The organism is Arthrobacter sp. SPT-J7 (genome assembly GCF_059089965.1).
In genome coordinates this window covers 1-14,502 of record NZ_JBNHFF010000062.1, presented here as the reverse complement: position 1 = coordinate 14,502, position 14,502 = coordinate 1, and the positions used below count along the sequence as shown (strand labels likewise).

Below are 14,502 nucleotides of genomic sequence, written 5' to 3'. Positions count from 1 at the left end.
GGTCATTGGCCGATACGTCCTGCACCCCGCCGTCTTCGAGGTCCTGGAGCGCACCGGTCCCGGGCGGGGCGGCGAAATCCAGCTCACCGATGCCCTGCAGGAGCTTGCGTCCGGAGATGGCGAGGGGCAAGGCGTCTACGGCGTTGTCTTCCGAGGACGCCGCTACGACACCGGGGACAAATTGAGCTACCTCAAGGCCTGCGTCCAGCTTGCCATCGACAGTGAAGACCTAGGCCCCGGCCTGCGGGAGTGGCTCCCGGGCTTCACCGCCAGCTTGTCCAAGTAGCACTGTGCGCCCCGGCCCCATCTGGCCCGTGACCCTCGAGTGCGGAGACCTGGTCCTTCGGCCCATCCGGTACCGGGACAAAAAAGAGTGGACGGAAGTGCGGGCCCGCAACAGCCAGTGGCTGGCACCGTGGGAGGCGTCCAACCCCGACCCAGCCGGCGGCCTCCCTGATTACCGTCAGATGGTCCGCTCCCTGAACTCGCAGGCGGCCCAGGCCACGGCTCTTCCGTTTGTGATCACCGAGCGCAATTCCGCCAGCAGGAACCCCGCGATCGTTGGCCAGCTGACAGTTTCATCCATTGTGTGGGGTTCGGCCATGATGGCCACCCTTGGGTACTGGGTGGACCAGGCACGGGCGGGGCGGGGGATAGCCCCCACCTCTGTCGCCCTGGTGACGGACCACTGCTTCCGGACGCTGGGCCTGCACAGGATGGAAATCAATATCCGGCCCGAGAACGGACCCAGCCTGCGGGTAGTGGAGAAGCTGGGTTTCCGGGATGAGGGATACCGGCCGCGCTATCTGCACATCAACGGTGAATGGGCCGACCACAGGTCGTTTGCCTTGACGTCCGAGGAAGTCCCGGAGGGGTTGCTGCAGCGGTGGCTCGGTTCGGTGCCGTCATAAATCCATTGATTTGCGACCCGCGCCACGACACACCGGGGCTAATGCGGCTGCAGCCGACATGATACTCATACGGTTTTGAGTGTGGACTTCCCCCTTAGCAGCTCAGTGATCCTTGTGGTTGCCGTTGTGCTCTGGATTGTGTGGGTTGCCCCCTACGTCCTCCGGAACCACCGGCATCAGTTCCAGCCCGCCGGCGACTTCCTGGCAGACGCCCCCGCCGATGAGATACCGGACCCGCGAGCAGGGTTGGTTCTGAAGGTCGCCGCCCAGCAGGAGAAAGCCATGGACACCAGGAAGAGCACCGGATCCACTGCGGCCACAGCGGCGAGCGCTGCCCCCGCGGGCCAGTTCCGGATCCGATATGGCCGCACGGCACTCGCCCTCGGTGGACTGGTTTCCCTGCTGACCGCGTTCGTTTCCGCTGTCCTGCTCGCGTTTGGACTGGGAACTCCGGTCCTCCCCCTGGTGTGCGTAGCCCTGGCAGCAACAGCTGTGGCCCTGCTCCGTTGGCTGGCCGTCCGGGACCGCAAATCCAAAGTCAGCGCTGCTTTCCGCTCCGCGATGGCCGCACCTGCCCCCCGGCCCGCAGCCGAGCACGTCCCGCCCAAACCGGAAGCCGCGCCGGTGCGCCCGGATAGCCCGCTCTTTGACGCGGAGGCGGACAAGCCCAAGATCAAACCGCTGACGGCCCTGGAACTCCGTGAAGCTGCCCTGGCCGTTGCGGTGGCCGCCGGTGACACGAGCGCAGCACAGCCGGCACCGGCCAGCACGTGGGAGCCTGTGGAGGTGCCCAAGCCCGTTTACGTAGAGGCGGCCAAGGCCGAGCGCCCGGCACCCGAGCCGCTGGAGCTGCCCGAAGCACCCAAGGCCACCGGCAAGCCATCCCTCAAGCAGGGTGCTGCCGCCGTCCCTGCCGCCCCGGCTCCGGAAACGCAGCAGCTCACCAAGGCCCAGAGCGCGCTCAGCAATCTCGACGACGTCCTGCAGCGCCGCCGAGCCTGACTTTTTGGTCCCGGGGCCGGCTTCCGGGCACCTTACGGGCGCCGGTTGGCATTGGGCCGGGAAAATTTGTAGCCTAGGTTCACCGGTGCCGATCCTGTTGATCAAGCGGCTGGTTCCGGGGTTATAGCTCAGTTGGTAGAGCGCTTCGTTCGCATCGAAGAGGTCAGGGGTTCGAATCCCCTTAGCTCCACAAATCTTTCCGGCCGGGATGCTGCGGCCTTTGTCGCATGGCGCCTGGACGGACTACAGCCAGCCCTTCTTCTTGAAGATGATGTACATCAACGCCGCCGTCGCTGCCATGAGACCGATGGCCATCGGATAGCCCAGCTGCCAGTGGAGTTCAGGCATGTGGTCAAAGTTCATGCCGTAGACGCCGGCCACGAACGAGGGCGCGAAGAAGATGGCAGCCCATGAGGAAATCTTTTTCACCTGTTCGTTCTGTTCCGCGCTGGCTTCGTTCTGCCGGTTTGCCGTGAGGGTGCCGTCCAGGGTCAGGGCGTTCTGCAGCAGGTCGCGGAAAGAGTCTGCCCGTGAGATCACCCGCTCCACGTGGTCCTCCACGTCACGGAGGCTATGCCGGAGGTCGCTTTCCACATAGTACTTTTCAAACCCCCGCTTGAGCTGGTGCATCATGTCGGGCAGGGGGTGGATGGCCCGCTGGAACTGGATGACCTCGCGGGCAAGCTCGTAAATGCGGCGCGACACGGTGGTGTCGCCGCTGAACAGCTGGTCTTCAATTTCGTCGATGTCGTTCTCCAAGCCGGCCACCACGGGTCCGTAGTCATCCACGACCCGGTCCAGCAGGGCGTACAGGACGGCCTCGGGCCCGTGCCTCAACAGGTCCGGCCTGCTTTCCAGCCGCTGTCGGACCCGTGCCACTCCAGCCGTCTCGGCGTGCCGCACGGTCACGACGAAGTTCTTGCCGGTAAAAATGTGGAGCTCGCCGAATTCCACCGTCTCAGTGGCGTCCAGGTAACGGGCAGGCCGCAGGACGGTAAAAAGATTGTCCTCGTAGCGCTCCAGTTTGGGTCGCTGGTGCGCGGAGATGGCGTCTTCCACCGCGAGGGCATGCAGCCCGAACTCGGAGGCCACCGCTGCCATTTCTTCGGCCGTTGGCCGGTAGAGGCCGATCCAGGCCATCCCGCCGTGGTGCGCAAGGGTCTCGAACGTCTGTTCCAGGTTCTCGGGTTCCGCGTGGCGCACCCCGTCCACGTAAACGGCATTATCAATGATGGTCATGGCTGTCCTCCGCCGATGGGGTCCGCGGCATCAGGACATTGCTCCGATGATGGGGTCCGCGGCATCAGGACATTGCTCCGATGATGGCACCCGACACTGCCATCGCCAGCAGGTCGTGGCCGGAATCGATGATGGTGACGGCGGCCGGCCGGCCCGCGAAGCCGTTGTGGATCACGTGGCCGCCGGCACGGAAGACCAGCGCCAGAACCAGGGCAAACCAGCCCCCCGCCAGGGCGTTGTCCAGGCCGAGCTTGCTGATCAGGACTGCCAACAGGATCGCCGTCAAGGCGGCCGCCACCATCATGGGCACCCAGATTCCGGCACCGCCACTCATGTTCTTGAGATCATCCTCGGTTTTTCCGATCGCGGCCATCCACCTGTTGCCCAGCACGGCGGGCATGTACCAGACAAAGCCGATGGCCATGGTGGCGATGAAGGCAAGCAGCACGGCGAGCCAATTGATCTGTGAAACGTACGAGAGCCAATCCATTCTGAAAATCCTAGCTGTCCGTCTCCACCCCGGTTGCGCGGGAGGGTCTCGCCGGCGCGTGTTGTCCGGCCCCCGCAGCTTTGGCCAGACCGCTGATGAGCGGCTCCGTCCGGTAGGGGATGTGCGTGTGCAGCGCCAGGACGGTTTCGGTCCGGATAACCCCTTTGATCCTCAAGACCTGCCGCAAGGCTGCCTGAAGGTTGTGGGTGTCGGTGGCCACCACCCGGCACCAGACGTCGCCACGCCCGGAGATCTCGTGGACCTCCAGAACCTGCGGAATCAGCCTAAGTCCCCCTACTACTGTGTCCAGTTCGCGGTGTGACACCTCAATGGTCACGAACGCCACCACGTCGTAGCCCACGGCCTCCAGGTCCACCTCGCGGCCGCCGGACCGCAGCACCCCGGTCCGGAGCAGGCGCCGGACCCGGGACTGTGCAGTGTTGCGGGCTACCCCCAGCGAGTCGCTAAGCTCACCGATCTGCATCCTGGGGTCCCGGATGAGCTCCAGGAGGATCTTCAGGTCGGTGGGGTCCAGATTGTTCACATGATCACTTTCCGTCATTTCAACAGCGAACTTTTGATGATGGTGCTCAATTGTGGCACTAGCTTCCGCTCGAAAGAGCAGGAATGCTGCACCCTAGAGCTATCACATGTCCATCCGCGGTGGGTTCCCACAAGGACAACCGGCCGCGGCAGCAGCAGAGGCGGCACAATGACGGTTTTCAGCGAACTCCGCATGCGTCCGGCTCCAGCCACGACGGCTGGGTGGGACGCCTCGATTACTGCCCGGCTGGTGCTGGCGGGCGCCGTCATTTTCACGCTGTTGGTGGGTGCCAACCTTGCCACACCCCTGTACCCCCTCCTGCAGGCGGAACTCGGGCTGTCTCCACTGGATGTAACGGCCGCGTTCACGAGCTACGTGCTGGCGCTTGTAGCCACGCTGATGCTGGCCGGGCACTGGTCGGACCACATCGGGCGGAGGGCTGCCCTCATCCTCGCCGTTGTTGCCGGCCTGGCCGGAGGCTGGCTTTTTGCGGAGGCGCACACACTGGCTGCGCTGTGCGCCGGGCGGGCGCTCCAGGGAGTCGCAGTTGCCCTTGCCACGGGTGCCAGCGCCGCCGCCCTGCGGGAACTGCTGCCCTCACGCCCCGAGTGGGCCTCCCGGTTTACGCTGCTTGCTTCGGCCGGGGGAGTAGCTGCCGGCCCTGTGATCGGCGGGCTGCTGTCATTGCTTCCCGGGGCCACGTCGGCCCCGTACTACGTCCATGCCGCAGTCCTCGCCGCGCTGCTGGTTCCGCTGTACCTCCTCCGGGCCCGCCCCGCCCTCCAACCGTCCGCAGGTCCCAAGCCGCTGCAGTTGCTGGCACCGCGCCGTCCTTCCGTCGCGCGGGAGGCGAGGGGCGCGTTCTGGCTGGCGTCCGGCGTCGGCTTCCTGAGCTTCGCGATGTTTGGTTTCTGCCTCTCGTTGGCCCCTGGCTACTTCGCCCGGATCCTGGACGTGGACAGCCGTCCCCTGATCGGTGTGCTGGCCGGCCTGACCCTCGCAGCTTCGGCGCTGACCCAGCTGGTGACCCTTCGGGGCCGTTACGTTGTCCCGGGCGGGCTGGCGGTCCTGGGCACGTCGGTACTCCTGCTCGGCGGAGCAGGGGACAGTCCGGTGCTGCTGGTGGTTGCAAGCATTGCCGCCGGCGCTGGACAGGGAATCGCCTTCCGCACTGTCTTCAACAATGTGGCCGCCCGTGTGGAACCCGCCCGACAGGCGCAGACCATCAGCACGGTGTACGTCATTACCTACCTCGGCAGCGCGGTACCGGTTTTGGGCCTTGGCTGGGCCGCAGCAGTGTTCGGCCTGGCGTCTTCCGTGGCCGGATTCGTGGTGCTGTGCGGTTCGGCTGCTCTCGTTCTGGCCGCCGTCACGCTCCGCCAGGCAGTACGCGCAGGGAACTAGCCGAGACAGGTGCGGCTACTCCGGGAGCGGCCCGTGGTTGCCCTGGATATGCTCGAACACCAGCGTGGTTTCGGTGTGGCCCACCACCGGATCGGTGGCCAGGTTGTCCAGCACCCAGTCCCGCAGATCCTCGGTGGTGGCAACGGCAATGTGCAGCAGGTAATCCACCGAGCCCGAGGTATGGAAGGTGGACAGCACTGCCGGTAGGTGGGGGACGCGCGCCGTGAAGCGGTCGATCTGGTCACGGTCGTGCGCCCTAAGCCGCACAGCCACAAGGGCCTGTACCGACCTGCCAATGGACGACAGGTTCAGCTTCGCCTCGAAACCCTGCACGATCCCCCGCTCGGTGAGCGCACGGGTCCGCATCAGGGCTGTGGAGGGGGCTATGCCCACCAGTTCGGCGAGCTGCTTGTTCGAGATCCTTGCGTCCTCCACCAGGGCGGCAAGAAGCCGTTCGTCGATGGCATCAAGGGGCTCCAGATGCACTCCCGGCCTGACGTTCCTGGGATTCGTGCTCACGGCGGCTCCTTACAAAGTTCCTGCGTTTATCCTAGACGCCCGTGGGCCGCGTTCAGGCGGCGGCGGTGCCGGCGGTCTTCGGATGGACGACGGCGACAGCCACCGCAGTGAGGCAGGCGAGGATCATGACGGCGGCCGCCAGGGCGTTCCAGCCATAGGACTGGAAGAGCAGGCCGCCGGCCCAGCCGATGAGACTTGATCCCAGATAGTAGGCCAGGTTGTAGAGCGAGGCCGCCTGGGCGCGTCCGGTGCTGGCTATGGCGCCCGTCCAGCCCGCGCCGATACTGTGCGCGGCAAAGAAGCCGCCCGTGAAAACCACCAGCCCCGCGAGGATCAGCACAAGTGACGGGGTCAGCGTGAGGGTAAGGCCCGCCGTCGAGAGGGCCAGCCCGGCGAGCAGTACGTTGCGGCGACCGAAACGCATGCTCAGCCCGGCTGCCCAGCGGGAGGAGACGGTCCCGGAAAAGTAGGCAAGGAAAATCAGGCTGATGACCGTGGTGGGCAGGCCAAAAGGCTGTCCCGAGAGCCGGAACCCGAGGTAGTTGTAGACGGCCACGAAGCCGCCCATCATCAGGAAAGCCTGGATGTAGAGGGCGAGCAGCCGGATGCTGCGCAGATGGCCCAGGAGGGTACGGGCAGCTCCGCGGAGTCCGGGGGCCGTGGCAGCGGTGAATCCCTGGGCCCGCGGCACCAGGACCAGAAAGGCGACGGCGGCGAGCGTGGCCAGGACGGAGACGGCCAGTGCCGCGGCACGCCAGCCCCACAACTCCCCGGCGGGTCCGGCCACCAGGCGGCCGGCCAGGCCGCCAAGCGTGGTGCCTGCTACGTAGCTTCCTGCTGCCACTGCGGCATGGGCCTTGGTAACCTCCTCGTTGAGGTAGGCGATGGCGATGGCGGGAATCCCTCCGAGTGCCATTCCCTCGAGGAGCCGCAGGCTGAGCAGCATGGCGAAGCTGGTGGACAGCGGAACGAGCAGGCCCAGTACCGTTGCCACGGAAATTCCCCACGTCATGGCCTTGATCCTGCCTATCCTGTCCGCAAGGAAGGACCAGGGGATCACCGTGGCGGCCAGCCCGACCGTAGCCAGGGAGACGGTCAGCGCGGCTTCTGCGGCGGTAACCTGCAGATCGGAGGCAAGGATCGGCAGGACTGCCTGGGTGGAATACAGCTGGGCAAAGGTCGCCACCCCGGCAAAGGCCAGGCCGGCAATGATCCGGCCGTACGCCGTCGAGCCTTTCGCGTGTCCATCCCAGCCCGGCGGGGACGTCTGGTGACCAGGCTGCGGGAGGCTGTGTGGCATGCGGCAAGCGTAGACCCAGCAAAATGCCTGCCTCCAATGCATCCTTTGTGCAAGACTCATATCAGATCCGGAACGATGCCCCTTCACAGCCTTGGAATCAGGAAGGACTTATGGAGCCCGACCACAAGCAGCTGGTGCAGCTTCTTCCGCTCCTGCCGCTGCTGGCTGAACTGGGCCGGACCGAACATGTGACCGAAACTGCCGAATTCCTTGGAGTACCCCAGTCCACGGTGAGCAGGGCTCTGGCGCGGGCCAGCGCCGTCGTGGGTACTGAACTCCTGGTCAGGGACGGCAGGGGAGTCCGACTCACCCCGGCTGCCCGGTCACTGCTGCCATACATCGAGCGGGCACTGACGGAGTTCCACGCAGGGCTGGACCTGGTCCGCAACGAGTCTGACGTTGTCCGCGGCAGGATCTCCGTATCGTTCCAGCACACCTTCGGCGAGTCCACACTCCCGCTCCTCATCAGCGCCTTCCGCAGCCGCCACCCGGGCGCAATGTTTACGCTAAGACAGGGAGCACGCGACTCCTGCCTGGCTGAGCTCGCGGCGGGCGAGACCGACCTGGCGCTTACCGCGCCGGTGGCAACTGCCGGCAGGAGCCTTCTTTCCGCCCCGCTATACCGGGAACCCCTGCGCCTGGTGGTCCACCACACGCATGCACTCGCCGGCAGGCGCGTGGCGTCCATAGCGGACATCCGCGCCGAACCGTTTGTGGCACTCGGCCCCGGTTACGGTATGCGCTCGCTGACCGATGCCCTGTTCCGTGAGGCCGGATACCGTCCCCGCATCGCTTTTGAAAGTCAGGACTCCCATACCGTCCGGGGCCTCGTCTCGGCCGGACTCGGCGTCAGCATCCTTCCACCCGGCGGGGACGCCCCCGGCCGGAACGTCAGCGCGGAGACGGGCAACCTGGGCTGGGTGGAGGTGCCCCTTGACTCGGCCTTGGCCTTCCGCGAGGTCGGCCTGAGCTGGCGGCAGCGAAAAGCAGAGGTTGAACCGGCTGCCGTCCGGCTGTTCCGCGAAATGGTCCTCATGGACGGACCCGGGCTGCTGGCCGGGCTGGTGAAACGGCGGTCCCGGCTGGCCAGTCCGTACGACGACGGGCCCGAGCTTTCAATACCTCTCTGACCAGTACCCTTATGACGTGACGAACACCGAAAATCCCCCTGCCCGGCCCGCTGCCACGCTGACCTCGCCGTCCAATCCGCCCGGTGGCGTCATCATCGGCCTGGACATCGGCGGAACGAAAACGCACGGCATCCGGTTCGAAAACGGGGTCCCTGTGGCTGATGAATCTGCAGGGAGTTCGAACGTCCAAAACGTCACGCGTGATGAAGCGGCCCGCAACCTGGCCAGCCTCTTTGGCAGGATCGGCGGGGGAGCGGTGTCCCACGTGTATGCCGGATCCGGCGGCATCGACACCGAAGAGGACGCCGCAGCCCTCGCCGGGCTGATCGAACCGCACGTTCCGGGCGCGCACATCACGGTGGTGCATGACTCGCGGCTGCTTCTTGCAGCAGGCCACGCCAGCACAGGCGTGGCGGTGATCGCCGGCACCGGTTCCGCAGCCTGGGGCAGGAACGCCGACGGCAGCGAGGCCAGGGCGGGAGGCTGGGGTTACCTGCTGGGTGACGAAGGCAGCGGTTATTGGCTGGGACGGGAAGCGGTGCGGCACAGCCTGCGGCGGATGAACCAGGGCCTTCCGGTGGACCAGTTGACTGCCGCGCTGCTGGCGTCGTGCGGGATGGACCATCCGAACCGCCTCATTGCGCAGTTCCACTCCCCGGACACCGGCCGCCGTTTCTGGGCGCAGCAGGCCCGGCATGTGGTGGACGCGGCGGCAGCGGGACATCCGGCAAGCAGGGGACTTTTGGAGCAGGCAGGCCAGGACCTTGCCGGGCTGGCCCTGCAGGTGCTGCACCAGCTGGAGATCCAGGGACCGGTCATCCTGGGCGGCGGGCTGGGCATGAACGTGGTACCCCTCCAGGATGCCTTCCGCCGGCACCTTGCGGGAGCCCGTGTGACCGACGTCCGGGTCCTGGACCAGGAACCCGTCTTCGGTGTGCTGCAGCTCCTGGCAGAACAGGCCTGACAGCCGGCGTAAGGGGTGGAGGCGCCCTCACCAGGAGGCGCCACAACGTGGTGCGCCCTGCCGGGCGCGTCCGGGCGGGCGCGCCCGGCCGGTAGGGGTCCTTACACTGACCGCTTACGGGGACTGAGGCGGACGGCAGGCAGCGGGGGAGCAGGGATGCGGCCGGTTTCCGCTCCGGCGTCAGGGCCGTGCCCGGGAACCAGGCCGTACCGGGCTGCTGCCATTTCCCTCTCGGGAAGGGCAGCCTGCGCTTCCCACGCATCCCGGGCCTGCTCGACTTCCTCGTGCGTACGTCCCACAAAGTTCCACCACATCAGCAGCTCCTCCTGGAAGGGCTCCCCGCCGATCAGGAGGAAACGCGTACCGGGCTTCGCCTGCACCTGCAGCTCCCTCCGGCCGGTGCCAAGGTAGCCCAGCGGCCCGGGAGGAAGTTCCTGTCCATCCAGCGTCAGCCCGCCGTCGAGCACCAGGATGCCGTGTTCAAAGTGCTCGTTGAGGGGGAGTGCGGCGGTGCCTTCACAGGAAACGTCAGCTCCCACAATCGGGGAGTACATCGTTGCCGGCGAGACTGCACCGCCAAGTTCGCCCACCATCACGGTTGCGGTAAATCCCTCGCCGGTTGCCTCCGGAAGGTCCTGGTGCTGCTCGAACGCCGGCTGCCGGTGCCGTTGCCCATCCGGCAGGGCCACCCAGAGCTGGAGGCCGCGCTGCAGGGGCAGTTCGCCCGCCGGTGGAAGCACTGCGAACTCGGAATGGGAAACCCCGTGTCCCGCTGTCATGATGTTCAGCTCGCCGGGGCGCACCACTACGTCGCTGCCCACGCTGTCCCGGTGCCGGATGGTACCTGCCAAGGGCCAGGTCACCGTCTGCAGCCCGATGTGCGGGTGCGGAAGCACCGACATCGCGGTCCGGTCGGGGCCAAAGCTGTCCAGGAAGCACCACGCGCCGATGGTGGGAAGTCCACGCTGTGGCAGCGTCCGTTGGACATTCATGGCACGTACCCCGCCCAACGGTACTTCGCGTTCAGGCCACAGCTGCAGGCAGGGGCCGGAGCTCCCTTCCGGCTGTGCCGGCGGGCAGACTTCCTGTTGCGGAGAAACTTCCAAGTTGGTCACTTCCCCACTTTAGGCCGGGTTGCCACTCTCCGGTATGTCCTTCCGGGCCCTGATCGAAGGCCTGCCCATCCGGCCAAGGGGCGGCACCGAATGATTACAGTAGGGATTCCTTTGCCGGAATTGGGGTGTGCTGCAGGTGTTGCAGCGTCCGGTTTCGGCTACCGTAACTATCAGCGTGCTGTGACAATTTCGCGTTGCTTTCCGAAGCCGTCCAACAGAACAGGTAAGTCCGCACCATGGACCAGGCCATGATCGAGTTTCAGAGCGTCACCAAGCAGTACCAGGGCGGGCAGCCGGCCGTGGACCAGCTCACCATGTCCATCAGCCCAGGTTCCATCACCGTGTTTGTGGGGCCCTCCGGCTGCGGAAAGACCACGTCGCTGCGCATGATCAACCGCATGGTCGAGCCCACCTCAGGCGTCATCACGGTAGCGGGCAAGGACGTCACCACCGTCCCTGCGCCGGAGTTGCGCCGTTCCATGGGGTACGTGATGCAGTCCTCCGGACTTTTGCCGCACCGCTCGGTGCTGGACAATATCGCCACCGTGCCCAGGCTGAACGGTGTGTCCAAGTCCGACGCAAGGAAACGAGCCGAGGAACTGCTCGACGTCGTCGGCCTGGCCCCCTCACTGGGGAAGCGCTACCCGTCGCAGCTTTCAGGCGGCCAGCAACAGCGGGTGGGCGTCGCCCGGGCCCTCGCCGCCGACCCTCCGGTTCTCCTGATGGATGAACCCTTCAGCGCCGTGGACCCCGTGGTCCGTGACGAGCTTCAGCAGGAACTCCTGAGGCTCCAGAAGGACCTGGCCAAAACCATCGTTTTTGTCACCCACGACATCGATGAGGCAACAACACTGGGCGATAAGGTGGCCGTTTTCGCCACCGGCGGCAAGCTCGCGCAGTACGCCACTCCTGAGGAGATCCTGAGGGCGCCTGCGAACGACTTTGTGGCCTCCTTTGTGGGACGGGACCGCGGGTTCCGCCACCTGGGATTCACGCCGTCCGACGGCGTCGCCGTCCACCAGGTGCCGACGGTGGTCCGCGGTCCCGGCGGCAGCCTGGACTCCAACCCCGCCGCAGGCTGGCAGCTTGTGGTGGATGCCGACGGGCGTCCGCTCGGCTGGACCGGCCCCGGAACCGGTGCCGGACTCATTCCCGGCGGATCACTCTTCCGCCGGGGCGAGAGCCTGCGCCGCGCCCTCGATGCGGCGTTGTCCTCGCCGTCCGGCCTGGGCGTTGCCGTGGATTCGGAGGGCCGGGTACTCGGCGTCGTTCGGGGTGGCGAAGTCCTGGCCCTCATCGAAGAGGCCCGCCAGGTACGGCAGGCTGCGCTCTGATGGAGTGGTTCCTTTCCAACAGCGGCATGGTCCTGGAACGGGCAGGCCAACACATGGTCCTGGCCCTGGTGCCAATGGTCCTGGGACTGGTGGTGTCCATCCCGCTGGCCCAGCTGGCGCGGCAGCATCCTATACTTCGCTCGGTGGTGCTCACGGCGTCGTCGTTGCTCTACACCATTCCCTCGCTGGCACTGTTCATCATCTTGCCAACGATCCTGGGGACCAGGATCCTGGACCCACTGAATGTGGTGGTGGCCCTGACCCTCTACGCTGTGGCCCTGCTGGTAAGGGCTGCCCTTGATGCTTTCGACTCGGTGGACGGGGACGTCAGCCAGGCAGCCGTCGCCATGGGGTACAAGCCGTTTGCCCGGTTCCTGCACGTGGACCTCCCGCTGTCCCTGCCCGTACTTTTCGCCGGCCTCCGGGTTGTTTCCGTCAGCAATATCTCGCTTGTCAGCGTGGCCGCCCTGCTCGGAGTCGGTAACCTGGGCATGCTCTTCACCTCGGGGCTGCAGCGGGGCTTTGTGACGGAAATCGTGGTGGGGATCATTGCCATCCTGGTCTTGGCGCTGCTGATGGACGCCGTCCTGGTCCTGCTGGAGCGGCTGCTGACCCCGTGGGAGCGGGCTGGCCAGCGGGGGAACCCGCGGCGGGCCGGCAACGGCACGATTCATCCCGGCAGGCTGGGCCTTGCGCCCGCGGGAGGATCGACATGAGCAACGTCTTTTCCGATACCTTCGCCTGGCTGGCCGACCCATTGCACTGGACCGGGAGCGCCGGCATTCCCGCACGATTGGGCGAGCACCTGCAGTACACGGGGCTCGTGATGCTGCTTGCCGCCGCAATCGCCGTCCCTGTCGGCCTCTATGTCGGCCACACAGGCCGGGGGAGGGTAGCCATCGTGGCTCTTGCCGGTGCCTTGCGCGCTCTTCCCACACTGGGCCTGTTGACGCTGTTTGTCCTGTTGGCCGGAATTGGCCTGATGCCTCCCGTCTGGGCGCTCGTGATCCTCACCGTGCCGCCCCTCCTCGCCGGCACCTACGCGGGAATCTCCAGCGTGGACCGCAATGTGGTGGACGCCGCCCGGGCCATGGGGATGACAGAACTTCAGGTCCTGTTCCGGGCCGAACTTCCCAATGCCCTGACGGTGATGTTCGGCGGCTTCCGGACGGGCGTGCTCCAGGTGATCGCCACCGTATCCGTGGTGGCCTACATCAACCTGGGCGGCCTGGGCCGCTACCTGTTCGACGGACTCGTCCTAAGCGACTTCCCGCAGATGCTGGGAGGATCACTGCTGATCGCCGCACTGGCCATCGGCATCGATCTTGTCCTTGCCCTCATCCAGAGGTTGTTCCTGTCATCAGGTGCCTCGAACCAGTCCCACCGCGGCCAGCAGGCTGCGGTCGATCTCACAGACCCCGTTGTTGCGGAGACTGTGGCACAAGGAGGTAAATCATGAAAGAAAGCCGACCACAAGGTCTTGGCAGGCGGACGTTCGGCGGGGTGGCCGCCGGAATCGGTCTGGCCATGGCGCTGTCCGCCTGCGGCGGATCGTCAGATCCGCTCAGCGACGCCCCGGCAACCAGTGGCACCGCGACCGGTGGAGCCACCTCGCTGGTGATCGGTTCCGCGGACTTCCCCGAGAGCCAGATCATCGCCGAGCTGTATGCGGGAGCGCTCAATGCGTCCGGCGTCACAGCCACCACCAAGCCGAACATCGGCTCGCGCGAGGTGTATTTCACGGCTGTCCAGGACGGGTCGGTGGACGTGATTCCGGATTACACAGGCAACCTGCTGCTGCACGTGGACAAGGAGGCAAAGGAGGTCTCGGCGGATGACATTGCGAAGGCCCTGCCGGAGAAACTGCCCGACGGCCTCGCCGTCCTGGAACCGGCCAAGGCCGAAAACAAGGACGCCATGGTGGTCACCAAGGCAACCGCGGAGAAGTACCAGCTGAAGTCCATCGAGGACCTGGCCAAGGTCTGCAGCGAGATTGTGGTGGGAGCGCCGGCCACCTTTTCTGAGCGCGCCTACGGGCTGCCGGGCCTGAAGAGCAACTACAACTGCGAGCCCAGGAAGCTGGAACCGTTCAGCGACGGCGGCGGTCCGGTAACGCTCAAGGCCCTGCTCGAGGACCAGGTGCAGGTGGCGGACATTTATACCACCACCCCATCCATCGCGGACAACGACCTTGTAGTCCTGGCGGACCCGAAGAACAACTTCATTGCCCAGCAGGTCATCCCGCTCTACAACGAAGCGAAGATGACGGACAAAGCGAAGGAAGCGCTCAACTCCGTCTCGCGGATCCTAACCACGGAGGACCTGATCAACCTCAACCGTGCCGTCAGCGGCGACCAGAAGCAGGGTGCCAAGGAAGCCGCCGACGCCTGGCTCAAGGACAAGGGCATCGTCAAGTAGGAGCCTGCCTGCCTGCTGTGCCAGTACGACGGCGGCTGCCCGACGTTTCCAGGTCCGGCAGCCGCCCTCGTGATGCCGGGGCCAAATACAGTGGTTGCGCCAGGCACCGGTGTGGCTGACGTCAAACCGGAA

At 65.9% G+C, this 14,502-nt stretch carries 15 protein-coding genes, 1 tRNA gene and 1 pseudogene; 11 read left to right on the top strand and 6 right to left on the bottom strand.

The features are described 5' to 3' along the window. The 4 genes and pseudogenes from AC5RWX_RS22635 to AC5RWX_RS22620 all read left to right on the top strand — a co-directional run. Positions 1-286, top strand: a pseudogene (locus AC5RWX_RS22635) (UTP--glucose-1-phosphate uridylyltransferase); the annotation flags it as partial. A 4-nt stretch (positions 287-290) separates the two neighbouring features. Then, positions 291-911 (top strand): GNAT family N-acetyltransferase, encoded by a 621-nt coding sequence (locus AC5RWX_RS22630; RefSeq protein WP_494098549.1) that lies wholly within the window; start codon positions 291-293, stop codon positions 909-911. A gap of 81 nt (positions 912-992) precedes the next feature. Then, positions 993-1,913, top strand: a complete 921-nt coding sequence (locus tag AC5RWX_RS22625) for a hypothetical protein (RefSeq protein ID WP_494098548.1) — start codon at positions 993-995, stop codon at positions 1,911-1,913. Between the two features lie 117 nt (positions 1,914-2,030). Further along, positions 2,031-2,103 (top strand) — tRNA-Ala (locus tag AC5RWX_RS22620). Positions 2,104-2,156: 53 nt separating this feature from the next. On the opposite strand, the gene corA is transcribed toward AC5RWX_RS22620, so the two are convergent. The 3 genes from corA to AC5RWX_RS22605 form a co-directional block, all read right to left on the bottom strand. After that, the gene (gene corA, locus AC5RWX_RS22615; protein WP_494098547.1) at positions 2,157-3,152 is read right to left on the bottom strand and encodes a magnesium/cobalt transporter CorA; all 996 of its coding nucleotides are present in this window, start codon (positions 3,150-3,152) and stop codon (positions 2,157-2,159) included. A 64-nt stretch (positions 3,153-3,216) separates the two neighbouring features. Then, positions 3,217-3,642, bottom strand: a complete 426-nt coding sequence (locus tag AC5RWX_RS22610) for a DUF1761 domain-containing protein (RefSeq protein ID WP_494098546.1) — start codon at positions 3,640-3,642, stop codon at positions 3,217-3,219. Positions 3,643-3,652: 10 nt separating this feature from the next. Beyond that, the gene (locus AC5RWX_RS22605) at positions 3,653-4,186 is read right to left on the bottom strand and encodes an Lrp/AsnC family transcriptional regulator (RefSeq protein WP_494098545.1); all 534 of its coding nucleotides are present in this window, start codon (positions 4,184-4,186) and stop codon (positions 3,653-3,655) included. A gap of 168 nt (positions 4,187-4,354) precedes the next feature. Between AC5RWX_RS22605 and AC5RWX_RS22600 the strand changes: the two genes are divergently transcribed. Next, positions 4,355-5,590 carry an MFS transporter gene (locus tag AC5RWX_RS22600; RefSeq protein WP_494098544.1) on the top strand — a complete coding sequence of 412 codons (1,236 nt, stop codon included), beginning with the start codon at positions 4,355-4,357 and terminating at the stop codon, positions 5,588-5,590. Positions 5,591-5,605: 15 nt separating this feature from the next. Here the strand turns inward: AC5RWX_RS22600 and AC5RWX_RS22595 are convergent, their stop codons facing one another. Together AC5RWX_RS22595 and AC5RWX_RS22590 are read right to left on the bottom strand one after the other, a co-directional pair. Next, entirely contained in the window at positions 5,606-6,109 is a 504-nt protein-coding gene (locus AC5RWX_RS22595; RefSeq protein WP_494098543.1) for an Lrp/AsnC family transcriptional regulator, read from the bottom strand. 52 nt (positions 6,110-6,161) lie between these two features. Then, positions 6,162-7,409: an MFS transporter gene (locus tag AC5RWX_RS22590; RefSeq protein ID WP_494098542.1), complete on the bottom strand. Its 1,248-nt coding sequence runs from the start codon at positions 7,407-7,409 to the stop codon at positions 6,162-6,164. Positions 7,410-7,519: 110 nt separating this feature from the next. On the opposite strand from AC5RWX_RS22590, the gene AC5RWX_RS22585 reads away from it, so the two are divergent. Beyond that, positions 7,520-8,539, top strand: coding sequence for a LysR family transcriptional regulator (locus tag AC5RWX_RS22585; RefSeq protein WP_494098541.1), 1,020 nt, complete (start codon positions 7,520-7,522; stop codon positions 8,537-8,539). A gap of 16 nt (positions 8,540-8,555) precedes the next feature. Beyond that, positions 8,556-9,503 carry an N-acetylglucosamine kinase gene (locus AC5RWX_RS22580; RefSeq protein WP_494098540.1) on the top strand — a complete coding sequence of 316 codons (948 nt, stop codon included), beginning with the start codon at positions 8,556-8,558 and terminating at the stop codon, positions 9,501-9,503. 101 nt (positions 9,504-9,604) lie between these two features. Here AC5RWX_RS22580 and AC5RWX_RS22575 read toward each other — a convergent pair whose 3' ends face one another. Beyond that, positions 9,605-10,618, bottom strand: a complete 1,014-nt coding sequence (locus AC5RWX_RS22575; RefSeq protein ID WP_494098539.1) for a pirin family protein — start codon at positions 10,616-10,618, stop codon at positions 9,605-9,607. Positions 10,619-10,854: 236 nt separating this feature from the next. Between AC5RWX_RS22575 and AC5RWX_RS22570 the strand changes: the two genes are divergently transcribed. From AC5RWX_RS22570 to AC5RWX_RS22555, 4 genes are read left to right on the top strand one after another with little or no spacing between them, the layout of a single operon-like run. Beyond that, complete coding sequence (locus AC5RWX_RS22570; protein WP_494098538.1) at positions 10,855-11,952, top strand: ABC transporter ATP-binding protein; 1,098 nt, start codon at positions 10,855-10,857, stop codon at positions 11,950-11,952. Further along, entirely contained in the window at positions 11,952-12,668 is a 717-nt protein-coding gene (locus AC5RWX_RS22565) for an ABC transporter permease (RefSeq protein WP_494098537.1), read from the top strand. Before AC5RWX_RS22570 ends, AC5RWX_RS22565 begins: the two co-directional genes overlap by 1 nt. After that, positions 12,665-13,411: an ABC transporter permease gene (locus AC5RWX_RS22560; RefSeq protein WP_494098536.1), complete on the top strand. Its 747-nt coding sequence runs from the start codon at positions 12,665-12,667 to the stop codon at positions 13,409-13,411. The genes AC5RWX_RS22565 and AC5RWX_RS22560 overlap by 4 nt, the downstream gene beginning before the upstream one ends. Next, positions 13,408-14,370, top strand: a complete 963-nt coding sequence (locus AC5RWX_RS22555) for an ABC transporter substrate-binding protein (RefSeq protein WP_494098535.1) — start codon at positions 13,408-13,410, stop codon at positions 14,368-14,370. The genes AC5RWX_RS22560 and AC5RWX_RS22555 overlap by 4 nt, the downstream gene beginning before the upstream one ends. The last annotated feature ends 132 nt before the right edge of the window (positions 14,371-14,502 follow it).